Genomic DNA, 22,929 nt, shown 5'->3' with positions numbered 1-22,929 from the left:
TCGGACATCAGGAAAGAGTCGTTCACGTCAATTCACGCCCGGACGGCACAACCCACGCTCGTACGCCAGCAGCCCCGCCGCCGTCCGGTGCGCGCAGCCGAGCTTGCGCACCACCCTCGCGACGCAGTCGCGCACCACCGGCTCCGGGAGGCCGAGCCGCGAGGCGATTTCGGCGTTCGTCAGCGCCGCCCCGATCGCGACGAGCACGTCGGTCTCGCGGGCCGACAACCGGTCCACCTGCGCCAGCCGCTCGTCGCGCGGGCCGGACAACCGGGTCGCCGCCGACACCAGCCGGCGGGTCGCGTCGGGGGACAGCACCAGGTGGCCGTCCGCGGCCAGGCGGACCACCTTGACCAGTTCGTTGCGGCGGGCCGAGCGCAGCAGGAACCCGGCCGCGCCGTCCCGCAGCGCGCGCAGGATTCCCGCGTCCGAGTCGAACGCCGCCAGCGCCACCACCGCGGACCGCCGGGAAACCGGCTCCCGCACCGGCAGTCCCAGGCGCAGGTCCAGCAGGATCACGTCCGGCAGCCGCCGCCGGAGGGTGACCAGCGCCGCCGTCGCGTCGGGGGCCGAACCGACCACCTCGATGCCGTCGGCCTCGCCGAGGATCGTGCCCACGCGGGCCCGCACCGCCGGGTCGCGGTCGGCCACGAGGACCCGGACCGGCGGGGCGAGCATCACTCAGTCCTTCGGCCGCAGGCGGATCAACGGCAGGTCCTTCTTCGACGCGCCGACCAGGTCCCGCCCACCGGGACCGCGAAGCCGCAGTTCACGGAACCGCACGGACGACAGCTGCGCGGCCTCGATCGGGTAGACGTCGCCGTAGCGCTTGATCTTGTCCACCAGCTCCTTGCCGAGCAGCTCGACGAGGCCGGCGTGCCGGGTCGCGCCGCCGCCCAGCGGCACGTCCAGCTGCGTGCGCACCTCGGGGAACCGCTGGTCCAGCTCAACGGCCAGCTGGTGGATCGTGACGTAGGCCTGGCCGAACTCGGCGGCGTCGGGTCCCGGCGGGATCTCCTTCAGCACCTTGACGAGCTTGTCGTCCATCCCGAGCTTTTCCCACAGGGTCACGTCTTGTTCCTCCACTAGCGGACGCCGATGGTCTACCAGAGGACCGGCACGCGGTCCACTCCCCCGGTGACACGGTTCGTCCGAACCTCGAGTTCATCCACCGGCACGGCCAGGCGCAGCCCGGGGAACCGGCGGAGCAGCGAACCGAACACGACCCGCAGTTCGGTGCGGGCCAGGCTCGCGCCGATGCAGAACCAGCCGCCGTAGGCGAAGCTGATGTGCGAGTTCGGCTTGCGGTCCGGGTCGAACGTCCCGGCGGCCGGGAACACCGCCGGGTCCCGGTTCGCGGCTCCGAGCGCCAGGACCACCGCGTCGCCGCGAGCGATGGCGACGCCGCCGATCTCGACGTCGTCGTGGGCGTAGCGCAGGACGCCGAGGCCGCTCGGCGCGGCCAGCCGCAGAATCTCCTCCACCACCCCGTGCACGCGGCCTTCGGGGTCGGCGGCCAGCGCGTCGCGCCGGGCGAGGTCGGTGAGCAGGTACAGCACGCCGAGGTCGATCCGGTTGGACGTCGTTTCGTGGCCGGCGAACAGCAGGCCGGCGGCGAGCCGGGCGACGTCGCCGTCGCCGAAGGACGGGTCGTCGGCCTGCGCGCGGACCAGGTCGGAGACGACGTCCTGGGCGGGCTGCCGGCGTTTGACCGCCGCGAGCCGGCTCATGTAGCCGGCGAACTCGTCGAGCGCCGCGTCCGCACCGTCGCCGATGTCCATCCGGCCCATCCGTTCCGACAGCACGCGGAACGTGCCGCGGTCTTCGTAGGGGACGCCGAGCAGCTCGCAGATCACCAGCACCGGCAGCGGGAACGAGAGGTGTTCGTGCAGGTCGACCGGCTCGTCCTCGTGCCGGGCCCGGTCCATCGCGTCGAAGCAGCCGTCGGCGAGCTCCTGGACGTGGCCGGCGAGCCGGCGGATCCGGTTGGCGGAGAACGCGGGCACGAGCAGCCGCCGCATCCGCGCGTGTTCGGCGTGCTCGGTCTCGTGGTCGCCCTGCGGACGGCTCAGGATGGCCGCGGCCGACAGCGCCGAGGCCTCCTCCGGTGCCGGGTGCGAGCGGCCGAACCTCGGGTCGGTGAACACCGCGCGGACCTGCTCGAACCCGGTGACCAGCCAGGCCGGGTCACCCGCCGGGGTGGTCACCGCGACCACCGGCCCCTGGCGGCGCAGCACCTCGAACAGGGGCGCGATCTCGAGGACGCTCGGCCGGTCGAACGGCAGGCGCGGGGTGTCCGTGGTGGCGGTCATGGGGGTGCTCCTCCCCGGGGGCGCGGCCGGGCGCGGACGGCCCACTCCCCCGGTCCCCCTGCCGTCCACGGTACCCAGGGCGGCCGTGATCAGGCGAAACGCTGCACTTTCGGGCTAACGCCACCCGACTGTCCATAGTGGACGGGTCAGCGTTTCGGACCTTTCAGCACGCGCACCAGCACGACGCCCGCCGCGAGCACGGCGGCGACCGCGACCAGGACCCACACCCAGCCGGGAATGCCGGTGGTGCCGACAGCGGCAGGCGCGGCCGCGGCGGTCGTCTCGGTCGGCGCCGTCGTAGCCGTAGTCGCCTGGGCGGACGCCGGGGCGGTGAGCGTGAAGTGCACGATGCCGGTGACGTTGTCGCCGTCCTTCGCGATGACTTTCCAGGTCAGTGTGTAGGCCTGGGCCCCGCCCGCCGGGGTCACCGGCACCGTCACGACCCCGCCCGTCACCGACGGCGTGGCGATCTGCCACCTGGCGCCATCGCGGCCGATGACCCTGACCGGGTCCGGCGGCAGCGTGACCGGCTCGCCGAAGGTCAGCTGGAGCTGCGTCGGAGCCGTCGCGAGCGAAGCGCCTTCAGCGGGTGAACTCGACACGAGCTCGGTGTGGGCCGAGGCGGGCCCGGCGAGCACGACGAGCCCGGTGAGGACGGCCAGTACGGCTCCGAACACGCGACGAAGGATCATTCGGACATCCTGCCCCATCCGGCCGGCGCAACCTCCGGGGCCGCTCAGCCGTACTGCTCTCCGGGAGGAATCCCCGGCGAGGAGGGAACGGCATGCGCGGAACCGGGGTGGCGGCCCTGCTCGGATCGGTGCTGGTCACGGCGGCCTGCGCGGCGCCGCACACCACGACGCCGAGCCCGATCGCGGAGCCGGTCCCGCTGACCACCACCCCGCCGCCTACGACGACCCCGCCGCACACGAAAACCCCGCCGCACACGAAAACGCTGCCGCCCCCGCCGCCGTGCGCCGTCACCACCGGGGCCTGCGTGAGCCTGGCGCAGCGGCTGGCCTGGCTGCTGCGGGACGGCCGGGTCGTGCGCGGCCCGGTCCAGGCCGGGTTCGGGCCGCCGGAGGACGCGACGCCGGCCGGGTCGTTCCACGTCGTGTGGAAGGACCGCGAGCACCGCAGCAGCGTCTACGGCACCGACATGCCCAACTCGGTGTTCTTCGCGGCCGGCGGCATCGCGTTCCACGCCGGGCCGCTGGACGCGCCTTCGCACGGCTGTGTCCACCTCACGGACACCGACTCGGCGGCGTTCTTCGACGGGCTGAACGTCGGGGACGCGGTGCAGGTCTTGTAGGCTCGTCCCCTTGTTGGCCATTCCTGATGTCGTCTCCCGGCTGCGCGCCGCGGGCTGCGTGTTCGCCGAGGACGAGGCGGACCTGCTCGTCGCGGCCGCCTCGACTCCCGCCGAGCTCGACTCGCTGGTGGAGCGCCGGGTCGCCGGGCTCCCGCTGGAGCACCTGCTCGGCTGGGCCGAGTTCCACGGCCTTCGCGTCGTCGTGCGGCCGGGGGTGTTCGTCCCCCGGCACCGCACCGAGTTCCTGGTCGACGTCGCCGTCTCGCTCGCGCCACCGGACCCGGTGGTCCTCGACCTCTGCTGCGGCTCGGGCGCGCTCGGCGCCGCGTTCACCGCGGCGGTGCGGCCGAGTGAGCTGCACGCGGCCGACGTCGAACCCGCCGCCGTCGAGTGCGCCCGCGTGAACCTCCCGGACGCCCGGGTCCACCAGGGCGATCTCTACGACGCCCTGCCGGCTTCCCTGCGTGGCCGCGTCGACGTCCTGCTGGCCAACGTGCCGTATGTCCCGTCGGAGGCCGTGGCGACCATGCCGCCGGAGGCCCGGCTGCACGAGCCCCTCGTGGCGCTCGACGGCGGCGCGGACGGCCTCGACCTCGCCCGCCGGGTCGCCGCGGGCGCGCCCCGCTGGCTGGCGCCGGGCGGCACCGTGCTGATCGAATCGAGTGAACGGCAGGCGCCCGTGCTGAGCCGGATCCTCGCCGCGGCCGGGTTGACGCCCGGGGTGCACGAGTCCGAAGAACAGGGCGCGACCGTCGTGACCGGCACCGCCGAGATCTGATCTCACGTTCCGGCGGCCCCGGACGTCTACCAGGTGTGATCGTGAAACCGTTCGAGCAGATCGTGGCCGAGCACGGGCCGATGGTCCTCCGGGTCTGCCGGGCCGTGCTCGGCCCGGCCGACGCCGAAGACGCCTGGTCGGAGACCTTCCTGGCGGCCCTGAAGGCGTACCCCGGCTTGCCCGCCGACGCGAACGTCCAGGCGTGGCTCGTCACGATCGCGCACCGCAAGGCCGTCGACGTCACCCGTGCCCAGGCGCGCCGGCCGGTTCCGGTCGGCGAGATCCCGGACCGGCCCGGCCACGCCGACACCCGCGACGGCGACCTGTGGGAAGCGCTGGCAAGGCTGCCGGACAAGCAGCGCGCCGCCGTCGCCTACCACTACCTGGCCGGGCTGCCCTACCGCGAGATCGCGGAGATCACCGGGGGCAGCACCGACGCCGCCCGCCGGGCGGCCGCCGACGGCATCAAAGCCCTGCGGGCCACCTATCCCTTGGAAGGAGCGCACTCATGATCGACATCATCGCGTCGCTTCCGGTGCCCTACGAGGTCCTCCCGGACCGCCTGCACGAGCAGCTCACCGAAGCCGCTTCCCGGGAGGGGCTGCTGGACGTCGCCTACCACACCGTCGACACGCCGGTCGGGTCGCTCCTGCTGGCCGCGACCGAGCAGGGCCTGGTCAAGGTGGCCTTCGACCGCCAGGACCACGAGGCCGTGCTGGCCGAGCTGGCCAAGACGATCAGCCCGCGGATCCTGCGGGCGCCCGCCCGGCTTGCCCCGGTCGTCCGGCAGCTCGACGAGTACTTCGCGGGCGGGCGGCGCGCCTTCGACGTGCCGCTGGACTTCCGGCTGGCCCGCGGGTTCCGCCTGTCCGTGCTGGAGCACCTGCCGGAGATCGCCTACGGGCGCACCGAGAGCTACGCGCAGGTCGCGGCGGCCGCGGGCAGCCCTAAGGCGGTCCGCGCGGTCGGCACCGCGTGCGCGCTCAACCCGTTGCCGGTGGTGGTGCCGTGCCACCGGGTCGTCCGGTCCGACGGGTCGTACGGCCAGTACGCGGGCGGCGAGGAAGCCAAGCGGACCCTCCTGACGATGGAGGCGGCGTGACAGCGTTCGAAAAGCGGGTCGCGGCAGCCGACTGGGACGCGGTGGCGGCGGAGGTCGACGACTACGGCTGCGCGCTCCTGCCCCCGCTGCTGACCCCGGCCGAGTGCGCCCGGCTGATCACGCTGTGGGAAGAGCCATCGCACTTCCGGGCGACGGTGAACCTGCGGCGCCACCGCTTCGGGGACCACGGCGACTACCGCTACTTCGCCGCGCCGTTTCCCGAGCCCGTCCAGCGGCTGCGCAAGGCGCTCTACCCACGGCTGCTGCCGATCGCGCGGGACTGGCACGCCCGGCTCGGCCGCGAGGCGGAGTGGCCGTCCACTTTGGACGAGTGGCTGGCCGTCTGCCACGCCGCCGGGCAGCGGCGGCCCACGCCGATCCTGCTGCGCTACGAGCCGGGCGGCTGGAACGCACTGCACCGGGACCTCTACGGCGACAAGGTGTTCCCGCTGCAGGTCGTGATCAACCTCAACGACCCGGGCACCGACCACACCGGCGGCGAGTTCCTGCTGGTGGAGCAGCGGCCGCGGGCCCAGTCGCGCGGCACGGCGACCCTGATCCCGCAGGGCCAGGGCCTCGTGTTCACCACCCGCGACCGGCCGGTCCGCTCGGCCCGCGGCTGGTCGGCGGCCCCGGTGCGCCACGGCGTCTCGGCGGTCCGCTCGGGCCACCGGCACACCCTCGGCCTCGTGTTCCACGACGCGGCATGACCTCCCTCGAGCTCGAGGCGATCGTGGGGCTGATCGGCCGGGCCCGCCACGTCGTCATCGGCACCGCGGCGGACCCGGCGTCGCGGGACGGCGGCGCGCGGATCGCGTCGGCGTGGGGCGGCCTGGTGCTGGCGACGGTGACCTGGCCGGAGACAGCGGCGTCGTGGCTGCGCCAGGCCCGGCGGTTCGCGACGCCGGAACCGGACGTGTGGGTGGTCAGCGCCACGCCGGCCGGCTGGGCCGGAATGGCGAGCCGGCTGCGGCAGTCGACATCGTGGAGTCCACATCGGACGATCGTCACCGCGCCACTGGCGGATTTCCGGCTGCCCGGCGTGCGCGGCGCCCGGGCCGACGGCAGCACTTGGGAGGCATGATGGACCACGCCACGATTGATCATGCCACGGTCGATCATGCCACGGTCGATTCCCCGATCGGCTCGCTGACCCTCGTCGGCTCCGGCGGTGTCGTGACCGGGTTGTACTTCCCGGGCCACTGGACGCGGCCCGACCGTACCGCGTTCGGCACGCGTGCGGATTCGGCGTTCCCCGAGGCCGTTCGTCAGCTGAAGGAGTACTTCGCCGGGCAGCGCACGGAGTTCGCCGCGCCGATGCGGGCCGAGGGCGACGAGTTCCAGCGTGCTGTCTGGGCCGAGATCGCGAAGATCCCCTACGGCTCGACAGCGACGTACGGCGACCTGGCCCGGGCGGTCGGCGGGCTGCCGCACGAAGTCGGCGCGGCGGTCGGGCGGAACCCGCTGAGCATCCTGGTGGCATGCCACCGCGTGGTCGGGAAGGGCGGAAAGCTGACCGGGTACGCGGGCGGGCTGAAACGCAAGGCGTTCCTGCTGGACCTGGAACGCCCGGCGCACGGAGGCCTCTGGTGATCAGACGCGGCTGAGCAGCATCGCCGCGCCGAGGCCGGTCATGGTCACGGCGATCAGGACGTCGAGAACGCGCCAGGCCATCGCTCGGCGAAGACCCCGGCCGGCTTCCGGCGCCGATCACCACGGACCGCCGGGAGCGGCCGACGCGTTCCCGCCGAACGGAGTCCGGAGACGCCCCAAGGCGGCCTTGGCCGCGTTTGAATCGGCACCGAGGCGCCTCCGTTGACGGCGGTGGCATGGCAGGAGCACCGAGGGCCGCCTTGGGTGCGTGAGACGCACCGAAAGGCCACCTCGGGGCGCATCCCCCGCACCGAAGGCCACCTGGGGCGCATCGCCGGGCCGCTGCCGGCGAACCTCGGGACGGGCGACGCTAGTCGGTGTCGCCGAGTACCGGAAGTCCCCCGGCGGCCGCCTCCGCGAGCGAGTCCTGGCCCGACAGCGCCGCCACCATCGCGGCTCGCGTGCCCACCCCGAGCTTCGTGAAGATCCGCCGCATGTGCGCCGACACCGTGTACAGGCTGATGTCGAGCACGCGGGCGATCGCCCGGTTGGTGTACCCCTGACCGACCATGCGGGCGATCTCGTGCTCGCGCGGGCTCAGCAGGTCGTGCGCCGACGGCACCACCGGCACGAGCAGGCAACGGACCCCCAGCTCCGTCAGGTCCAGCAGCGGGCGCCGCCCGGCCGCGTCCGGGTCGGCCAGCTCGGCCACCCGGCGGACCAGCGCCCTGGCCAGGCTTCGGACCGTTTCGTCATCGCTCACCACCGCGGCCCGCGCGCCCGTCCGATGACGCCTCGGACCGAACATGGGTGCCGCTGGAGCCGACAAACTCGTCGTCATCGACATTTCTCCCCCGATTTTCCCGCTTCTCCTCCTTGTCCAGGAAACCCCCAAAACGTCGGCCGCGCATCGTCGGTTTGTGTGACATCGGTGGTCTAGTCCGGTTGCGTCCGCCGCGGACGTGCCACTACCCGCCCGGCCCCGCGCGGCGTGGACTGAGCCGGGTGCTCACGGACGCACGGCGCCGGGCATCGCGGGTGTCTCAGCAAAGGAGAGGGGAACGTAATGAGCCGTCGTTACCCGGCCGTGGAAGGCGAGCTGGAAGACGAGCTGGACCGGGAGCTGGAGGCCGAGCTCGAAGGCGAGCTGGAGGTCGGCCTCGGTGAGCTGGAGGACGAGGACGAGGACGAAGACGAGTTCGGCGGGCTCGCCGGGGAGCTGGAATACGAGCTCGAAGACGAGGACGAAGACGAGGACGACTACGAGGACGAGGCGGAGGCCGAGTTCGAAGCGGTCGTCCGTGAGCTGGAAGCGGAATTCGAGTTCGAGGGCGAGGGTTTCAGCAATCCGGCCCGGCGCGTGTACTCGGACGCGGAAATGATGGCCCAGCTGGCGTTCCAGGCCGAAAACGCGGAGACCGAGCAGGAGGCCGAGGCGTTTCTCGGCGCACTCGCGCCGCTCGCGTTCCAGGCCGCGAAATGGGCCCTGCCGAAGATCGTCAAGCACGGGCCGCAGCTCATCCGCGGCGCGATCAACCTGGGCCGGCGGCTGTGGCGCAACCCCGCCACCCGGCACGCCGTCCGCCACGTGCCGCGGATCCTCGGCCGGACCGCGCGCGACATCGGCCGCCGCTACGCCGATGGCCGCCCGATCGATGCGCACTACGTCACCCGGCGGCTGGTCGGCCACACCGTGCACGCCGCGAACGGCCCGCAGCGCCACCGGCACCACCGGCACCACCACCGTCACCAGCAGCACCACCGGCACCAGCACGCCGCCCGGCACGCCCGCTCGGCACGGGCGCGCACCGGTGCGGGACGCCGCAAGGCGCGCGGCCGTGCGCGCCGCCGCTGAGCTGCGGGCCGCCCGGACCGCTGTCCGTTCCGCTTCTCGGGGGCTCCGGACGGCGGAGCCCCCGGCCCGGGACGAAGCCCAAGCTGTCACAGCCGCTCTTCGGGGGTTCCGGGTGGCAGAGCCCCCGGCCTGGGGCGAAGACCCAGCTGTCACAGCCGTGCCCACCGGATCCCGGCGGGCACGACCGGCGACCGGGGAAGACCTTTCGGGCTGGGCGCGGACCCAGGCCGTCAACGCGCGGCGGCACCTCGACGCGCTGCGGCCGTTCCGCTGGGAGGAGTTCGGCGACCCGGCGACCGGACCGAGCCGGGCGCACCTGGCCGCGGTCAACCGGATGATGGCGACGCTGCGCGAGCCGCTGCACACCGCGGTACAGGGGGTGCGCCGGGCGGCCGCGGAGCCGGCCGATCCGGAACCGCTGCTGCGCGCGAAGGCGCGGGCGCACCGCTGGGTGCGGGCGACCGAACAGGTCTGGGACTTCTACCTCGACCTGTTCAACCAGCGGCAGACCGCGTTCGCGCCGTGGCTGGTGGCCGGGGACCGGATCGCCCTGGACTGCTACCAGTACGCCTATCTCGGCCTCGGGCGCTGGCGGCCGATCCCGACGCCGCCGCCGTTCTGCTACCTGCGCCACGGCGGCGGCCCGGCGACCTCGCGGCGCGGGATTCCGCTGCGGCGCCTGGGAAACCGGTTGAACCCGTTCCCGCTCATCCAGCTGCCGTACCACCGGCTGGTCAACCCGTGGACGCTCGGCGCGATCCTGCACGAGGTCAGCCACAACCTGCAGAACGATCTCGGCCTGGCGCGCGCGATTCCCCTGCAGGTGGCGGCCCGGCTCACCGAAGCGGGCGTGCCTCGGCCGATCGTGGCGATCTGGGTCCGCTGGAACCGCGAGACGTTCGCGGACCTGGCCGCCGTGCTGCTGGGCGGCCCGGCGGTGGTCGGCTCGCTCTTCGACGTCATCGGCCGGACCGGGCCGGAGACTCTCGGCTTCTCACCGCGCGCGGTGCACCCCGTGCCGTACCTGCGCGCGAAACTGTCGGTGGAGCTGTTGCGGCGCATCGGGTTCCGCCGGCACGCGGACTCCTACGCCGAGCTGTGGCGGCGGCTCTATCCTGGTGCCCGGCTCTCCGGCGCCCCGGGCGCACTGCAGGCCACGGCCGCCACGGCGATCCCCGCGGTGGTGGACGCGATGTGCTTCACGTCGTTCCCCTCCCTCGGGCACCGGCCGCTGGCCCGGGTGCTGCGGTTCGAGCCCAAGGAGCAGGCGATGATCGAGGAGGCCGCCGAGCGGCTCGCCGACGGCGTCTCCCCCGGGGTGGTGCCGGAACGGTTCCTCATCGGCGCGGTCCGGTTCGCACTCGACGAGCGGATGGCACCACCCCAGCGGCTGGTCGGGTTCTTCATGGAGGAGCTGGGGAGGAAGTCGCGATGACGTTCCGGGCCGAATTCACCGTGCTGGCCGGCAAGGTCCGCCTCCTGGCCGACGCGTGGCACGCGCTGGAGCTGGCCGTGTGCGAGGACCGGCCGGGCGGTGAAGGGCTCGCGGTCGCCGACCACCTCGCCGAGGTCGTCACCGACGGCGCCGCCGAGCTCCAGGCGGCGACGCTCGCGCCGGCCACCGCCGATGGGCTGCACACGACGGCGGCGGCGCTGCTGTGGGTCCGGCGCCGGATCGACGACGAATACCGGTCCCACACCGAGGTTTCCGCGCTCCTGCGCGGGGTCCAGGGGCGGGAGACGGAGTGGCGCGGGTGGGTGAAGGGCGTCCGGCGCGGAGCCGACCGCTGCGCGGACGCGTTGCGGGACGCGGAGGACGCGATGCTGCGGTGCTGGCGGGAAGCAGTGGAACTGGCCGAACTCGACGGATGTGGGGCACACCGATGACGATCAACGACGACCGCGGCGCGCAGCTGCCGCCCGCTCAGGAATTCGACACGGCGTACCCGTCGCCGGCGCGGCAGTACTCCTCGGCGCCGACGACGGGCAAGCTGGCCGAGCAGGCGATCAGCGACGTTCTGGGCTGGCGGTGGCGGGAAGGCGACACGAAGGGTTTCGTCGCCGCGTTGACCGGCAGCTTCAAGCTGTCCGGGGCGCAGGGACGCACGGAGGCGACGTGGACTCCGCGGGGTTACGCCATCCAGGCGGACCTGGGCGCGGTCACCGGCGGCCAGGCGTCCCTGGCCGCCCGGGCCCGCAGCGCGGCGAAGGACGCGCTGGCGCTGCTCGACTCGCTCCGTCCACTGAGGACGAACGCTGATCCGGAGAACGCCGAGGGTTTCCGCGCTCTGGTGCGGCACGACCTGGAACAGATCCGCCAGGAACTGGAGAGCCCGCTCATCCGCGTGCCCCGGGTCGACCAGCTCTTCTCGCTGCTGCTGGGGCCCGCCACGACGTCGGGCGGGGGCGGGTCCGGCGACACGGACGCCGACCGCGTCGGCGGTCACCTCGGCCGGCTGCGCGACGAGTTCGGCCTGATTTCCGGCCAGGTCAACACGATCGAAGAGGAGCGCGTCCAGACCTCCTTCATCACGCTGACGGATTGGGTGGTGTCGTTGTTCCGGGGCTGGCTCGACTCGCGCGACCGGATCGACCCCTTCTCGCAGCCGGCGACCGGGCAGCCGTTCTTCGGCCCGGCCGTGGTCGCGCTCTCGCAGCTCCTGGCCGCCACCGCGGCTCAGGTCGACGAGGTGATCGCGATGCTGCAGTCGGTGTTCATCCAGCAGGAGGACCTCGAGGTGCTGCGGATCCCCGTCCCCGCAACGGACGGCGGCACGATGTCGCTGGGCGGGCTGCTGCGCTGGGTCCGCGACTTCGCTTCCGTCGAAGGCGGCCAGCTGATCGAATCCGCGGGCCGGGAAGGCGTCGGCACGGCGTTCGTGCAGGTCGCGACGCAGCTGCGGCAGATCGTCGCGGGCCTGCCCCGGCAGAGCCCTAACGGCGACAACCGCGACGTGCCGGACAACTTCCGCGCGACGCTGCCGCCCGGTTTCTTCAGCTTCCGCGTGCAGCGGGCCATCGACGAACTCGACGACCACCTGCAGGAGATCGTCCGGATCGCCGGGCCGATCGGGAACCCGGGACCACCGCCCACGTCCCCGCCGGGCCCGCTGGTCACGCTGCCGCCGGTGCCGACGGCGCCGCCGCCGACCGGCCCGGCGGGACGTCGGCCGGTGGTGCCGTCCGTCGCCGAGCTTCGCGAAGGGAACGCCGCGGAGGCGGCCGATCCATCCGAGCCATCCGAGGCGGAGACGCCGAAGACCCGGGCGCCGCGCAAGCGGTCCGGGCAGTAACCGGACCCGCACGGGAGGGACACCATGGGGACCGAGAAGGAATACCGGGAACTGTTCGACCGCGTCGCGGCGCTGCGCGGGCAGGTCGCGGGCAAGCTGGCCAACGAGCTGGGGAGCGACCCGAAGCTGGGCGACGCCCTGCTCAAGCAGCTGGACGACATGCTCGTCGCGGTCGAGACCGACCAGCGGACGAAGCCGGGGCCGGCCGACGGCGGGATCGCGTCGCTGGTGGGCATCGGCGACACGAGCGCGCCGGACCTCGGCCAGACGAGCATGCCACCGGGCGTCGACGCGTACGACGAGACCGTCGCTTCGGAACGCGTCATCGCCGTCGGCGACCTGTACTACCTCTACCAGCACGAGCGGATCGGCGTGTTCCGCGTCGTCCAGAAGCTGCAGGAGCTGTTCCAGCGCGGCGCGATCCGGTTGTCGGACGGACCGGGCGCGTTCGGGCTGTACCGGTTCGACCGGCGCGACGTGCTGCGCTACACCAAGCGTGACCGGATCGACGCGTACCGGCGCGTGCTCGGCTACGGCCGTGGCCTGGGTTCGGCCAACGCCCGGCCGAACACCGACTTCCACCAGCTGTTCACGCAGTTCAACAACCAGGTCGCGCTGTTCTGGCGGGACAAGCGGATCTCCGACGTCATCCGGGAACGGGCCTACGACCCGAGCTTCGGCAGCGTCGCCGTGGTCCGGCGCGGCGGGCTGGATCTGCGGAACAACCTGAAGTTCACCTCCTACGGTCACTTGAACGTGCTCCGCGTCGAGGTGATGCAGCTGCTGACCGAGGCGTTCCGGATCCTGGGCGCGGAGGACGTCCGCGACCTGTTCGGCGCGACGAACGCCTGGGACACCGTCGACAAGGTGCTGATCCGGTACTTCGACGAACGGCTGGTGTCGTCGCCGCGGCAGCGGATGGCGGTCACCGGGCGGCAGGTGCTGCGCTGGCTCGCCGCCCCGCACATCCTGGAGACGACGCGGTCGGAGTTCGAGGCGCTGCTGCTGGAGATCGCCGAGCCTGCCGAAGAGTGGATCACGTCGGCGCAGTCGCTGCGGGTGGCGGACCGGACGAGCTCGCCGGGAGTGCTGCCGATCGACCGCCAGCGCCCGGCCGGGGTCGCCGCGGAGAGCCGCGCCGACCGGCCGGTGACGCCGAGGCGCAACGGCCACCGGCCGGGGGCCGTGACGCTTTCGCGACGCGATTGACCCGATACCAGAACGGCAAGTCACCTCGGTGATGCGCCGCCCCGCGGATGAGGTGCTCGCGACCGGCCGGCGGAGGTTCCGCCCCGTGCAGGCCGGGAGCGCACCTCGGCTTCACCGGTCGCCGCACACTCCCGCGACCGGCTGCGGCGCGAGCCGCGGCCGTCGGGCGGCCAGGTCAGCCCGGGCTGCCCGGAAAGCCGCCCACCCCGTGCTCGGCCAGGTCGAAGGCCTGGTCGATGAAGCCGGCCTGCTCCCGCCGGACCGTCTCGACGTCGTCGCCCGCGAGTACCCTGCTCATCGCGTAGGCGAAGATCGTGGCGATGGCCGTCGTCAGCAGGCCGGCCGCCATGCGGGAGCGGAACGCGTCGCCGGTTTCCTCCGTGAACACCTCGGTGAACGCGTCCGCGATCTCGCGTTCCTGCTCGTACCAGCGCGCCATCAGCGCCGGACTCGACGTCAGCACCCACCAGAATCCCGGCCCGCCGGCGATCGCGCCGGAGAGAGGGTGCCCGGAAGCCAGCAGCTCGTGCTGGTGACGCCGCAACGCGGCACAAGCCGACAGGCCCGGGGGGCGGGACCGGACCACGGCCGTCAGCTCCGCCAAGCGATCGGCGTGCCGGTCGAGGAACAGGTCTTCCTTGCGGGGGAAGTAGTTGAACACCGTCATCTTCGAGACGCCGGCGGCTTCGGCGACCTCGGCGACCGTCACCTCGTCGAAGCCGCGCTGGATGAACAGGCCGGTGGCCACGTTCGAGATCAGCAGCCGCGTCGCCTGCTTCTTGCGCTCGCGCAGTCCGGGGTCCGCCATGCGCCGAGTATAGACCGGACACAAAGTTTGACTCGGTAAAAGTTTTGCGGCATCCTCAGAGCATGAACAGGGATGTGGTGATCTCCGGGGGCGGACCGGTCGGCTTGATGCTGGCCTGTGAACTGCGGCTGGCGGGCGTGGACGTGCTCGTCGTCGAACGGCTGCCCGAGCCGGACCAGACGATCAAGGCCGGGTCGGTCAACCTGACGACGGCCGAAGCCTTCTACCGCCGGGGTCTGCTGCCCGCGATGGACGAGGTCGTGCGGCGGAACTTCGAACAGATCCAGAAGTTCCTCGAGTCACGGGGCGGGGGCGGGCCGAAAGCTGTCCCGGTGGGGCACTTCGCCGGGATCATGGTCACCTCGACCGGCGTCGACTTCGGCGATCCCGCCTTCCGGGACGTCGGGCCCGCCGGCCGGGTGGTCGTGATCCAGCAGCAGGCCGTCGAGGCCATCCTGGCCGGACGCGCCGCCGAACTGGGCGTGGAAATCCGGCGGGGCGTCGAGCTCATCGGGTTCGACGCCGACGCCGACGGCGTGACCGCGCACCTCTCCGAAGGCGAACCCGTGCGCGCCGGCTGGCTCGTCGGCGCCGACGGCGGCCGCAGCTTCGTCCGCAAGCGGGCCGGGTTCGAGTTCCCCGGCACCGATCCCGCCGTCACCGGGCGGCAGGCGCTGGCGGAGCTGACCGGTGCCGAGGTGCTGCCCGCCGGCTGGCAGCACGGCACCGGCGGGCTCTACGTCCACGGGCCGACCCCCGGCCGGATGCTCACCGTCGAGTTCGACGGGCCCCCCGCCGACCGCGACGCCCCGATCACCGCCGACGAGCTCGAAGCCAGCTTCCGGCGGGTGTCCGGTGCGGACATCAGGGTGACGAAGGTCCACAGCGCGACGCGCTTCACGGACAACGCGCGCCAGGCGACCACCTACCGCCTGGGCCGCGTGCTCCTGGCCGGCGACGCGGCGCACGTCCACTCGCCCTTCGGCGGGCAGGGCCTCAACCTCGGCATCGGCGACGCGGTCAACCTGGGCTGGAAGCTCGCCGCGACCATCCGGGGCTGGGCGCCCGACGGCCTCCTCGACACCTACACGACCGAGCGGCACCCGATCGGCGAGTGGGTCTTGGAGTGGACCCGGGCGCAGGTCGCGCTGATGCGCAGCGACGTGCGGACCAAGGCGCTGCGCCAGGTCGTCACGGACCTGCTGCTCACCGACGACGGCGCGACGTACCTGGCGAAGAAGCTCTCGGGCGTCCTGCACCGGTACCCGATCGAAGGCGAGCACGACCTCACCGGCCGCGCCGCGCCCGACTTCGCGTTCGCCGACGGCACCCGCCTCGGCGAGCACCTCCAGGACGGCAAGGCACTCTTGCTGGACCTCGCCGAGGACACCGCACTGCGCGCGACGGCGAGCGGCTGGGCCGGACGGGTCGGGGTGCTGACCGCGAAGTGCGACAGCGAACCGGCGTTGACGGGCGTGCTGATCCGCCCGGACGGGCACATCGCCTGGGCTCGCGAGGACGGATCGACGGCCGGCCTCGAAGCGGCGCTTCGGCGGTGGTTCGGCGAACCCGCCTGACGCGGTGGGCGCGTCGGCTTCCCCGGCGCGCCCCGGCAGAATGGGCCGGTGATCGAACTCCACCCGCCGATCGAGCCCTACGACCACGGGCTGCTCGACGTCGGCGACGGGCACCACGTGTACTGGGAGACCTGCGGCAACCCGGACGGCAAGCCGGCGGTGGTGCTGCACGGCGGCCCCGGCCAGGGCTGCACGCCGGGCATGCGGCGGACGTTCGACCCGGCCCGGTACCGCGTCGTGCTGCTGGACCAGCGCGGCTGCGGCCGGAGCCGTCCGCACGCGGCCGACCCCGCGACGTCTCTGCGGCACAACACCACGAACCACCTCGTCGCCGATCTCGAACGGCTGCGGGAGCACCTCGGCATCGAGCGCTGGCTGGTGACGGGCGGCTCGTGGGGCACGACGCTCGCGCTCGTGTACGCCGAGCGCTTCCCGCACCGGGTGACGGAGATCGTGGTCAGCGCGATCAGCACGACGCGCCGGTCGGAGATCGACTGGCTGTACCGCGGCGTCGGCCGCTTTTTCCCCGAGGCGTGGCAACGCTTCCGCGACGGCGCCGGGGACGACGACGTCGTCGCCGCCTACGCCCGGCTGATGGCCGACCCGGACCGGCGAGACAGTGCCGCCGTCGCGTGGAACGCCTGGGAGGAAACGGTCCTCTCCCTGGAACCGGGCGCACCGGCCGGGCGCCACGCCGGACTCCACAGTGGACTCGACAGTGGACCACCGGACGACGCGCTGCTGGCGTTCGTCCGGCTCACCACGCACTACTACGCGCACGCCGGCTGGCTCGAGGAGGGCGCGGTGATCCGTGACGCCGGGCGCCTGTCCGGCATCCCCGGCGTGCTGATCCACGGCCGGCTCGACCTCAGCTGCCCGGTGACGACCGCGTGGGAGCTGGCCGAAGCGTGGCCGGGCGCCGAACTGCTCGTCGACGACCGGTCCGGGCACGGCGCCGGCGACGTCAAACGCGCCTGGAAGCTCGCCGCCCTGGACCGGTTCGCCCGTTAGCGCGGACCGGACCTAGAGCCGCTCGGCCAGCAGCTTCGCCAACCCGGCGTAGACCTCGTCGCGGTGCTTGACCACGTAGGCGATCGCGAGCCGGTTCTCGCCCTGGCTCCGCTTACCGGTGATGACCATCTCCGCGACGGCGGGGCCGACCCGATCGCAGAAGTACGCCCCCTCGCCGGCGCCGGGCACCGCCGTCACCGGGCCGCCGCAGTCCTTTTTGTAGTTCTCCAGGGACTCGGCGGGCCGGGAGGAGCCGGCCGGGGCGGTGATCCACAGTTCGAGCAGCCAGGGGTGCACGTACTTCCCCTCGTAACGGCAGTGGAACTCGGTGCCGGGAACGAACTCGCCCCCGGGCGGCAGCTCGGTCGCGATGAGGTCTTCGCTCGTCCCCAAGAGCTGTTGCAGCTCCGCGGTACCGAGGAACGGGCACGCGGCGGCGACCTTCGCGGGCGAGGCCGGCGGTGTGAACGGCGGCGGTGTGCGCGACGGCGGTTTCGTGGTCGTGCCCGGTTTCTCCGCGGTGAGCAGCACGGTGAACGGCGCGGTGGGCGCCCCCGGTGCCGAGCAGGCGGCAAGACAAGCCGTCACCAGTACCACCACGAGCGCCTGCCGGAATCTCCCCATACCGCCCAACTTAGCCCGAACGTCTACCCCTCGGCCGCCAGTTGCACGGCGACGTCGATGATCATGTCCTCCTGGCCGCCGACCAGGGCGAGCTCGCCGCAGCGGCGCAGGATCGCCTGCGCCGGGACGCCGTAGCGGTCCGCCGCCCGCTCCGCGTGCAGCAGGAAGCTCGAGTAGACCCCGGCCCAGCCCTGAACGATCGCGTTGCGGTCCAGCTTCGGCCACCGGTGCAGGTACGGGCGGACCACCTCTTCGGCCGCGTCGAGCAGGCCGGCGACGTCGAGGCCGGTGCCGATCCCCAGGCGGTCGAACACCGCCGCGAGGACCTCCGTCGGGGAGTTGCCCGCGCCCGCGCCGAGCGCGCACAGCGAACCGTCGATGTAGCGGACGCCGGCTTCGTACGCCAGCACCGAGTTCGCGACGCCGAGCGAAAGATTCTGGTGCCCGTGGTAGCCGACCCACGCCGTGTCGCCCACCTCGGCGACCAGCGCTTCGAAGCGGGCACGAGCCTCGTGCATCAGCAGCGCGCCGGCCGAGTCCGTCACGTACGCCGCCTGGCAGCCCGCGTCCACCATGATCCGGGCCTGCTTCGCCAGGTCTTCCGGCGGCGTCCGGTGCGCCATCATGAGGAATCCGGCGGTCTCCATCCCGAGCTCCCGCGCCAGCCCGAAGTGCTGCGGCGACACGTCCGCCTCGGTGCAGTGCGTCGCCACCCGCACCATCTCGGCGCCCGCGTCGAAAGCTCGCTGGAGGTCCTCGGCCGTCCCGATGCCGGGCACGAGCAGCACGGCGATCTTCGCCTGCTTCGCCTCTTCGCGTGCCGCCGCGATCAGTTTCAGTTCGTCGACGGCGGAAAAGCCGTAGGTGAACGACGAGCCGCCGAGGCCGTCGCCGTGGGTCACCTCGATCACCTCGACGCCGGCCCGGTCGAGGGCGCGCACCGTGTCGCGCACCTGCTGCTCGGTGAAGCGGTGCGCCATCGCGTGACTGCCGTCGCGCAGCGTCGTGTCGACGATCCGGACGTCGTGCTTCAGTTCCGGACGGCTCACGCCGGCACCTCCTGCTTCGCGCGCGCCATCAGCTCGCCGACCCGGGCGGCCGCGGCGGTCATGATGTCCAGGTTGCCGGCGTACTCGGGCAGGTAGTCGCCGTTGCCGCGGACCTCGAGGAAGATCCCGACCCGTGCGTTCCCGTCCCAGTCCTCGCGCGCGTCGTCGAACTGCGGATCCGCGCGCAGGGAGTAGCCGGGGACGTACTGCTGCACCTCGGCGACCATTTCGTGGATCGACGCGGTAACGGCTTCGCGGTCGGCGTCGATCCCGATCGCGCAGAACACCGTGTCCCGCATGATCATCGGCGGTTCGACCGGGTTGAGGATGATGATCGCCTTGCCGCGCCCTGCCCCGCCGATCTCGGCCACCGCCTGTGACGTCGTGCGCGTGAACTCGTCGATGTTCGCCCGCGTCCCCGGACCCGCGCCGCGCGAAGCGACCGACGCGACGATCTCCGCGTACGGCACCGGCGTGACCCGGGAAACGGCGTGCACCATGGGGATCGTGGCCTGCCCGCCGCAGGTGATCATCGAGACGTTCGGGGCTTCGAGGTGCGCGCCGAGGTTCACCGGCGGGCACACCATCGGGCCGAGGTGCGCCGGGGTCAGGTCGATCGCCTGGATGCCCGCCTCCTCGTACCGCGGCGCGTTCGCGGCGTGCGCCTTCGCCGACGTCGCTTCGAACACCAGCTCCGGCAGGGGATCCTGGCGCAGCAGCCAGTCGACGCCTTCCGCGGAGGCCGGGATGCCCTGGGCGCGGGCGCGTTCGAGACCGTCGGACTCGACCACGCCGACCACGTAACCGACTTCGAGTACTTCACTGCGTCGCAGCTTCGCCAGCAAATCGGTGCCGATGTTGCCGGGGCCGACGATCGCCGCCATCACGGGAGCCATGTCCCGACCGTCGCACCACGGCCACGGCTCACGACAGTCAGGCGTTCCGTTCACCGGAACGCGCGGTCCGGCACCCGGCGACCGGCGCCGGAGGGCGCCGGCCGGCAGGGTCGCGACAGCTTGATCGCCGGGCGGGGTCATGGCGGATTCCGCCGGTTTGATCGACTTCCGATCGGGGAAATTCCGGAATACACCCGATCGAGGAGGTTGCGATGGCCGAACGGCGTTGGCACTTCATCCCGACGACGGCTTCGCTGTGCTGGCTCTACCTTGGCGTGGGGGCGATCCTGCTCGTCTCGAGCATCCTCACCCTGATCGGCACGGAAGGCCGGGCACCCGTCCTGACGGTGATCGCGGCGGTGGCGGCGGCCGGCCTGATCGCCGTCTCGGCGGTCGGTCTGGCCCGGCCGAAACTGCGCGGCCGCTGACCGGCCGGGCCCCACCGCGGCGCCGGGGCCCGACCGGAATTCCCTTACAGCTCCTGGTGGTCCGCGTGTTCCACCCGAGCCTCCGCCACCGGGCGGCCGTCGCTGACCCGGAAGTCGTCCACGCCGTCGAGCACGAAGGCCGGCGTCTCCGCCACCTTGTCCGCGCGGCAGTGGTGGACGTCCGCGTCGGCCACGTCCCGCAGGACGAACGCCGGGCGCGTGTCCGGCTTGCCGAACCGCACGGCCACGTTGTCCCAGCTGATCCCGCGCGCGTGGCGCACGAAGAAGCCGTACGCCGGGAGCGTGCCGAACATCGACGGCTCCGGGTACGCGGTTTCCAGCTCCGGCGGGTTCTGCACGGCGTCGCCCGGGGTGAGCCCGCCGGCCAGGTGGTGGCGGATGTTGCTGAGCTTCACGTCCTCGATCGGGTGGTCCGGGATCCCGGCGAGACACGACGGGTAGCGCGGGTCCGCGTCGATCGTCGTGACGTCGCTGATGCTCACCCGGCGCAGGAACCCGACCGGGATCCCCGCCGGCCCCCGCATCCGCGCGCCCAGCCGCAGGAACAGCGGCATCTGGACGTTGCGCATCGTCAGGTTGCTGATCGTGACGTCCTCGAGCCAGCCGCCGTCGACCGTCTCCAGCGCCAGGCCGCGGCAGTGCTCGAAGACCACGTTGGAGATCGCGATGTTGCGGAAACCGCCGTTGGATTCGGTGCCGAACTTGACGCGGCCGGTGCGGCCGTACGACGCCGCCGTCTTGAAGGTCCCGCCGACGAGCGTGCCGAGGTCGTAGCCGCTGACGAAACAGTTGTCGATGGTGACGTTTTCGGTGTCGCGCACCTGGTTCAGCGCGTACGTGCTCTTGAGCACGATGGCGTCGTCGTTGGGCGAGTTCACCGTCGTGTTGGCGATCCGGACGTTCTTGCAGCAGTCGATGTTGATGCCGTCGCGGTTGGTGTCGATCACGACGCCGTCGATGCGGAAGTTGTCGACGCCGGTGGGGAGGATGCCGAAGTGGCCGCCGTTGACGATGGTGATGTCGCGGATCGCGACGTTGCGGCACAGCTTGAGCGCGATCGCCTTGTTCCCGTTGAGCGGCGCGGATTCCGCGCTGCCGCCGGCGACCAGGCCCTTGCCGTCGATCTTGCCCGGTCCCTCGATGGTGACGTTTTCCAGGTTCTCGCCCCAGATCAGGCTGTTGTGCCAGTGGCTGTGCCCGAAGTCCTGGTACGGGTTGCCCGCGCCCGGTTCGGCGGGGTCGTAGCCCTGGCCACCGGCCGGGGCGGCGCCGAGAATCGTCGCGTTCGCCGCGAGGTACAGCGCGATGTTGCTCTTGAGGTGGATCGAATAGCTCGCGTACGTCCCGGCCGGGAAGTAAACGGTCCCGCCGCGGGTGGCGGCCGCGTCGATCGCGCGGTTGATCGCGGCGGTGTCGATGGTGTGCCCGTCGCCTTTCGCGCCGAACTTCGTGACGTCGAAGAAACGGCCCGGTGCGCTCGACAGTTCTTCAGCTTCGGCCGCCTGAGATCCGACCAATGGCAGTACCGAACCGGCAGCACCCGCTGCTCCCCAGGCCACGACACGGCGGCGGCTCAACGCTCTTCCCACTCCAGCTCCCTACCTCGCAACGGCAAAAGCACCTCGGGGTGCTTCCGACGGCGGATCGGGAATGCGTCTTCAGCTAAGAGCAAATGATCGGATGAGTCAAGCTCGTCCCCGCCCGCAGGCGGGGACGAGCCCGATCTTCAGTCCAGCACTTCCCGGACGGTGCCCGCGGCGACCGTCAGCCGGCCTTCGCGCATGGCGAACCCGAGGCCCGGGCTCATCGCGACCGGCTGCCCCAGCTCCACCGTCAGCGAAGCCGCCTCACCCGGCCGGACGACCGTGACGCCTTCGGCGAGGGCGACCACCCCGACGACGTCACTGGTGCGGAAGTGGAACTGCGGCCGGTAGTTCGCCGCGAACGGCGTCCGCCTGCCGCCCTCGGCGGCCGACAGCACGTGGACGTCCGCGCGGAACCGCGTGTGCGGCCGGACGCTGCCCGGCAGGCAGACGACCTGGCCGCGCCGGACCTCGCCGCGCTTCACCCCGCGCAGCAGCACCGCGGCGTTGTCGCCCGCCTCGGCGCGCTCCATCGGCTTGCCGAACGTCTCGAGCCCGGTGGCCACACTGGTCACCGCCGGGCCGAGCCCGATCACCTCGACCGCGTCGCCGACGGCGAGGGTGCCCTGCTCCACCGCGCCGGTCACGACGGTGCCGCGGCCGGTGATGGTGAGGACGTTCTCGATCGGCATCAGGAACGGCAGGTCGAGCCGCCGCGGCGGGATCGGCACGTGCTCGTCGACGGCCGCGAGCAGGTCCAGGACCCGTTGCGTCCACAGCGGGTCGCCCTCGAGGGCACGCAGGCCGGAGACCCGGACCACGGGCACGGCGTCACCGTCGAACCCGTAGCGCGTCAACAGCTCGCGGACCTCGAGCTCGACCAGGTCGAGCAGGTCCTCGTCGTCGGCGAGGTCGGCCTTGTTGAGCGCGACGACGAGGTGCTCGACGCCGATCCGGCGCGCCAGCACGACGTGCTCACGGGTCTGCGGCATCGCGCCGTCCTGTGCCGAAACCACGAGCACCGCGCCGTCCAGCTGGGCCGCGCCGGTGATCATGTTCTTGACGTAGTCGGCGTGCCCCGGCATGTCGACGTGCGCGTAGTGCCGGGTCGGCGTCTCGTACTCGACGTGCGCGATGTTGATGGTGATGCCGCGCTCGATCTCCTCCGGCGCGCGGTCGATGCGGTCGAAGGCGACGTAGCGGTTGGTCCCGCCCTGCTCGGCCAGGACCTTGGTGATCGCGGCGGTGAGGGTGGTCTTGCCGTGGTCGACGTGCCCCATCGTGCCGATGTTCAGGTGCGGCTTGGTCCGCACGTACTGCTGCTTGGTCATGAGTTTTCCCTGCGCTGGAGAACAGAATGCGCGAAACCGGGCGGAGCGCGTCGACCCTCCCCCGGCGGTTTCGCGCCCAGGGCGGGGGAAATCGGGGAAGGGTCAGCTTCGAGCGCCGGTCAGCCGTGCCGACAGGGCGCTCGGCAG

The 22,929-nt window shown here is 72.4% G+C and carries 26 protein-coding genes; 15 read left to right on the top strand and 11 right to left on the bottom strand.

Going from position 1 to position 22,929, the window contains the following annotated elements; genetic code table 11:
* Nucleotides 1–27 precede the first annotated feature (27 nt).
* From A3CE_RS0146545 to A3CE_RS0146530, 4 genes are all read right to left on the bottom strand, one after another.
* Nucleotides 28–678 (bottom strand): response regulator, encoded by a 651-nt coding sequence (locus A3CE_RS0146545; protein ID WP_026469530.1) that lies wholly within the window; start codon nucleotides 676–678, stop codon nucleotides 28–30.
* A 3-nt stretch (nucleotides 679–681) separates the two neighbouring features.
* Nucleotides 682–1,071 carry a hypothetical protein gene (locus tag A3CE_RS0146540; protein WP_020646993.1) on the bottom strand — a complete coding sequence of 130 codons (390 nt, stop codon included), beginning with the start codon at nucleotides 1,069–1,071 and terminating at the stop codon, nucleotides 682–684.
* Nucleotides 1,072–1,103: 32 nt separating this feature from the next.
* Nucleotides 1,104–2,312, bottom strand: a complete 1,209-nt coding sequence (locus A3CE_RS0146535) for a cytochrome P450 (protein ID WP_020646992.1) — start codon at nucleotides 2,310–2,312, stop codon at nucleotides 1,104–1,106.
* A 146-nt stretch (nucleotides 2,313–2,458) separates the two neighbouring features.
* Nucleotides 2,459–2,989 carry a copper resistance CopC family protein gene (locus A3CE_RS0146530; RefSeq protein WP_245589729.1) on the bottom strand — a complete coding sequence of 177 codons (531 nt, stop codon included), beginning with the start codon at nucleotides 2,987–2,989 and terminating at the stop codon, nucleotides 2,459–2,461.
* A gap of 107 nt (nucleotides 2,990–3,096) precedes the next feature.
* On the opposite strand from A3CE_RS0146530, the gene A3CE_RS0146525 reads away from it, so the two are divergent.
* The 7 genes from A3CE_RS0146525 to A3CE_RS0146495 are packed head-to-tail and all read left to right on the top strand — an operon-like array spanning nucleotide 3,097 to nucleotide 7,097.
* Nucleotides 3,097–3,624, top strand: a complete 528-nt coding sequence (locus A3CE_RS0146525) for a L,D-transpeptidase (RefSeq protein ID WP_020646990.1) — start codon at nucleotides 3,097–3,099, stop codon at nucleotides 3,622–3,624.
* A gap of 13 nt (nucleotides 3,625–3,637) precedes the next feature.
* Nucleotides 3,638–4,402, top strand: a complete 765-nt coding sequence (locus tag A3CE_RS0146520) for a putative protein N(5)-glutamine methyltransferase (protein WP_043791481.1) — start codon at nucleotides 3,638–3,640, stop codon at nucleotides 4,400–4,402.
* 35 nt (nucleotides 4,403–4,437) lie between these two features.
* Nucleotides 4,438–4,914, top strand: a complete 477-nt coding sequence (locus A3CE_RS0146515) for an RNA polymerase sigma factor (protein WP_020646988.1) — start codon at nucleotides 4,438–4,440, stop codon at nucleotides 4,912–4,914.
* Nucleotides 4,911–5,504 carry a methylated-DNA--[protein]-cysteine S-methyltransferase gene (locus tag A3CE_RS0146510; RefSeq protein ID WP_020646987.1) on the top strand — a complete coding sequence of 198 codons (594 nt, stop codon included), beginning with the start codon at nucleotides 4,911–4,913 and terminating at the stop codon, nucleotides 5,502–5,504. Before A3CE_RS0146515 ends, A3CE_RS0146510 begins: the two co-directional genes overlap by 4 nt.
* Complete coding sequence (locus A3CE_RS0146505) at nucleotides 5,501–6,214, top strand: 2OG-Fe(II) oxygenase (RefSeq protein WP_020646986.1); 714 nt, start codon at nucleotides 5,501–5,503, stop codon at nucleotides 6,212–6,214. Before A3CE_RS0146510 ends, A3CE_RS0146505 begins: the two co-directional genes overlap by 4 nt.
* Nucleotides 6,211–6,588 (top strand): type 1 periplasmic-binding domain-containing protein, encoded by a 378-nt coding sequence (locus tag A3CE_RS0146500; RefSeq protein ID WP_020646985.1) that lies wholly within the window; start codon nucleotides 6,211–6,213, stop codon nucleotides 6,586–6,588. Before A3CE_RS0146505 ends, A3CE_RS0146500 begins: the two co-directional genes overlap by 4 nt.
* The gene (locus tag A3CE_RS0146495; protein ID WP_020646984.1) at nucleotides 6,588–7,097 is read left to right on the top strand and encodes a methylated-DNA--[protein]-cysteine S-methyltransferase; all 510 of its coding nucleotides are present in this window, start codon (nucleotides 6,588–6,590) and stop codon (nucleotides 7,095–7,097) included. Before A3CE_RS0146500 ends, A3CE_RS0146495 begins: the two co-directional genes overlap by 1 nt.
* A gap of 370 nt (nucleotides 7,098–7,467) precedes the next feature.
* On the opposite strand, the gene A3CE_RS57115 is transcribed toward A3CE_RS0146495, so the two are convergent.
* Nucleotides 7,468–7,860 (bottom strand): helix-turn-helix domain-containing protein, encoded by a 393-nt coding sequence (locus tag A3CE_RS57115; protein ID WP_245589728.1) that lies wholly within the window; start codon nucleotides 7,858–7,860, stop codon nucleotides 7,468–7,470.
* Between the two features lie 303 nt (nucleotides 7,861–8,163).
* Between A3CE_RS57115 and A3CE_RS57110 the strand changes: the two genes are divergently transcribed.
* The 5 genes from A3CE_RS57110 to A3CE_RS0146460 all read left to right on the top strand — a co-directional run bounded on the left by A3CE_RS57110 (nucleotide 8,164) and on the right by A3CE_RS0146460 (nucleotide 13,454).
* On the top strand, nucleotides 8,164–8,952 hold the full coding sequence (locus A3CE_RS57110; RefSeq protein WP_026469527.1) for a hypothetical protein: 789 nt from the start codon (nucleotides 8,164–8,166) through the stop codon (nucleotides 8,950–8,952).
* A 157-nt stretch (nucleotides 8,953–9,109) separates the two neighbouring features.
* Nucleotides 9,110–10,387, top strand: a complete 1,278-nt coding sequence (locus A3CE_RS0146475) for a hypothetical protein (protein WP_020646982.1) — start codon at nucleotides 9,110–9,112, stop codon at nucleotides 10,385–10,387.
* On the top strand, nucleotides 10,384–10,839 hold the full coding sequence (locus A3CE_RS0146470) for a hypothetical protein (protein WP_020646981.1): 456 nt from the start codon (nucleotides 10,384–10,386) through the stop codon (nucleotides 10,837–10,839). The genes A3CE_RS0146475 and A3CE_RS0146470 overlap by 4 nt, the downstream gene beginning before the upstream one ends.
* Nucleotides 10,836–12,245, top strand: coding sequence for a hypothetical protein (locus A3CE_RS0146465; RefSeq protein ID WP_020646980.1), 1,410 nt, complete (start codon nucleotides 10,836–10,838; stop codon nucleotides 12,243–12,245). The genes A3CE_RS0146470 and A3CE_RS0146465 overlap by 4 nt, the downstream gene beginning before the upstream one ends.
* A gap of 24 nt (nucleotides 12,246–12,269) precedes the next feature.
* Entirely contained in the window at nucleotides 12,270–13,454 is a 1,185-nt protein-coding gene (locus A3CE_RS0146460; protein ID WP_020646979.1) for a hypothetical protein, read from the top strand.
* A 175-nt stretch (nucleotides 13,455–13,629) separates the two neighbouring features.
* Here the strand turns inward: A3CE_RS0146460 and A3CE_RS0146455 are convergent, their stop codons facing one another.
* On the bottom strand, nucleotides 13,630–14,262 hold the full coding sequence (locus A3CE_RS0146455) for a TetR/AcrR family transcriptional regulator (RefSeq protein WP_020646978.1): 633 nt from the start codon (nucleotides 14,260–14,262) through the stop codon (nucleotides 13,630–13,632).
* Nucleotides 14,263–14,324: 62 nt separating this feature from the next.
* Here A3CE_RS0146455 and A3CE_RS0146450 point away from each other — a divergent pair, with 62 nt between their 5' ends.
* Both A3CE_RS0146450 and pip read left to right on the top strand, forming a co-directional pair.
* Complete coding sequence (locus A3CE_RS0146450) at nucleotides 14,325–15,839, top strand: FAD-dependent monooxygenase (RefSeq protein ID WP_026469525.1); 1,515 nt, start codon at nucleotides 14,325–14,327, stop codon at nucleotides 15,837–15,839.
* A gap of 48 nt (nucleotides 15,840–15,887) precedes the next feature.
* Entirely contained in the window at nucleotides 15,888–16,850 is a 963-nt protein-coding gene (gene pip, locus A3CE_RS0146445; protein ID WP_020646976.1) for a prolyl aminopeptidase, read from the top strand.
* A gap of 12 nt (nucleotides 16,851–16,862) precedes the next feature.
* On the opposite strand, the gene A3CE_RS0146440 is transcribed toward pip, so the two are convergent.
* Genes A3CE_RS0146440 through A3CE_RS0146430 form a run of 3 tightly spaced genes read right to left on the bottom strand, consistent with a single transcriptional unit; the run spans nucleotide 16,863 to nucleotide 19,419 of the window.
* Entirely contained in the window at nucleotides 16,863–17,474 is a 612-nt protein-coding gene (locus A3CE_RS0146440) for a hypothetical protein (protein WP_020646975.1), read from the bottom strand.
* A 23-nt stretch (nucleotides 17,475–17,497) separates the two neighbouring features.
* Nucleotides 17,498–18,523 (bottom strand): 4-hydroxy-2-oxovalerate aldolase, encoded by a 1,026-nt coding sequence (gene dmpG / locus A3CE_RS0146435; RefSeq protein WP_020646974.1) that lies wholly within the window; start codon nucleotides 18,521–18,523, stop codon nucleotides 17,498–17,500.
* Nucleotides 18,520–19,419 carry an acetaldehyde dehydrogenase (acetylating) gene (locus A3CE_RS0146430; protein ID WP_026469524.1) on the bottom strand — a complete coding sequence of 300 codons (900 nt, stop codon included), beginning with the start codon at nucleotides 19,417–19,419 and terminating at the stop codon, nucleotides 18,520–18,522. Before A3CE_RS0146430 ends, dmpG begins: the two co-directional genes overlap by 4 nt.
* A gap of 212 nt (nucleotides 19,420–19,631) precedes the next feature.
* Between A3CE_RS0146430 and A3CE_RS0146425 the strand changes: the two genes are divergently transcribed.
* Nucleotides 19,632–19,847 carry a hypothetical protein gene (locus tag A3CE_RS0146425; RefSeq protein ID WP_020646972.1) on the top strand — a complete coding sequence of 72 codons (216 nt, stop codon included), beginning with the start codon at nucleotides 19,632–19,634 and terminating at the stop codon, nucleotides 19,845–19,847.
* Nucleotides 19,848–19,891: 44 nt separating this feature from the next.
* Here A3CE_RS0146425 and A3CE_RS0146420 read toward each other — a convergent pair whose 3' ends face one another.
* Nucleotides 19,892–21,385 (bottom strand): rhamnogalacturonidase, encoded by a 1,494-nt coding sequence (locus A3CE_RS0146420; RefSeq protein ID WP_020646971.1) that lies wholly within the window; start codon nucleotides 21,383–21,385, stop codon nucleotides 19,892–19,894.
* A 209-nt stretch (nucleotides 21,386–21,594) separates the two neighbouring features.
* Entirely contained in the window at nucleotides 21,595–22,782 is a 1,188-nt protein-coding gene (tuf, locus tag A3CE_RS0146415; RefSeq protein ID WP_020646970.1) for an elongation factor Tu, read from the bottom strand.
* Nucleotides 22,783–22,929 lie beyond the last annotated feature (147 nt).

Source organism: Amycolatopsis balhimycina FH 1894 (assembly GCF_000384295.1).
Lineage (GTDB): Bacteria > Actinomycetota > Actinomycetes > Mycobacteriales > Pseudonocardiaceae > Amycolatopsis > Amycolatopsis balhimycina.
This window is presented reverse-complemented; position numbering and strand designations above follow the sequence as displayed.

What these genes read in the sequence shown, in the direction of transcription:
- A3CE_RS0146545 (WP_026469530.1), bottom strand. Translation starts at nt 678, where the DNA reads ATGCTCGCCCCGCCGGTCCGGGTCCTCGTGGCCGACCGCGACCCGGCG.
- A3CE_RS0146535 (WP_020646992.1), bottom strand. Translation starts at nt 2,312, where the DNA reads ATGACCGCCACCACGGACACCCCGCGCCTGCCGTTCGACCGGCCGAGC.
- A3CE_RS0146525 (WP_020646990.1), top strand. Translation starts at nt 3,097, where the DNA reads ATGCGCGGAACCGGGGTGGCGGCCCTGCTCGGATCGGTGCTGGTCACG.
- A3CE_RS0146510 (WP_020646987.1), top strand. Translation starts at nt 4,911, where the DNA reads ATGATCGACATCATCGCGTCGCTTCCGGTGCCCTACGAGGTCCTCCCG.
- A3CE_RS0146500 (WP_020646985.1), top strand. Translation starts at nt 6,211, where the DNA reads ATGACCTCCCTCGAGCTCGAGGCGATCGTGGGGCTGATCGGCCGGGCC.
- A3CE_RS0146495 (WP_020646984.1), top strand. Translation starts at nt 6,588, where the DNA reads ATGGACCACGCCACGATTGATCATGCCACGGTCGATCATGCCACGGTC.
- A3CE_RS57110 (WP_026469527.1), top strand. Translation starts at nt 8,164, where the DNA reads ATGAGCCGTCGTTACCCGGCCGTGGAAGGCGAGCTGGAAGACGAGCTG.
- A3CE_RS0146470 (WP_020646981.1), top strand. Translation starts at nt 10,384, where the DNA reads ATGACGTTCCGGGCCGAATTCACCGTGCTGGCCGGCAAGGTCCGCCTC.
- A3CE_RS0146465 (WP_020646980.1), top strand. Translation starts at nt 10,836, where the DNA reads ATGACGATCAACGACGACCGCGGCGCGCAGCTGCCGCCCGCTCAGGAA.
- A3CE_RS0146460 (WP_020646979.1), top strand. Translation starts at nt 12,270, where the DNA reads ATGGGGACCGAGAAGGAATACCGGGAACTGTTCGACCGCGTCGCGGCG.
- A3CE_RS0146455 (WP_020646978.1), bottom strand. Translation starts at nt 14,262, where the DNA reads ATGGCGGACCCCGGACTGCGCGAGCGCAAGAAGCAGGCGACGCGGCTG.
- A3CE_RS0146450 (WP_026469525.1), top strand. Translation starts at nt 14,325, where the DNA reads ATGAACAGGGATGTGGTGATCTCCGGGGGCGGACCGGTCGGCTTGATG.
- A3CE_RS0146440 (WP_020646975.1), bottom strand. Translation starts at nt 17,474, where the DNA reads ATGGGGAGATTCCGGCAGGCGCTCGTGGTGGTACTGGTGACGGCTTGT.
- A3CE_RS0146430 (WP_026469524.1), bottom strand. Translation starts at nt 19,419, where the DNA reads ATGGCTCCCGTGATGGCGGCGATCGTCGGCCCCGGCAACATCGGCACC.
- A3CE_RS0146425 (WP_020646972.1), top strand. Translation starts at nt 19,632, where the DNA reads ATGGCCGAACGGCGTTGGCACTTCATCCCGACGACGGCTTCGCTGTGC.
- tuf (WP_020646970.1), bottom strand. Translation starts at nt 22,782, where the DNA reads ATGACCAAGCAGCAGTACGTGCGGACCAAGCCGCACCTGAACATCGGC.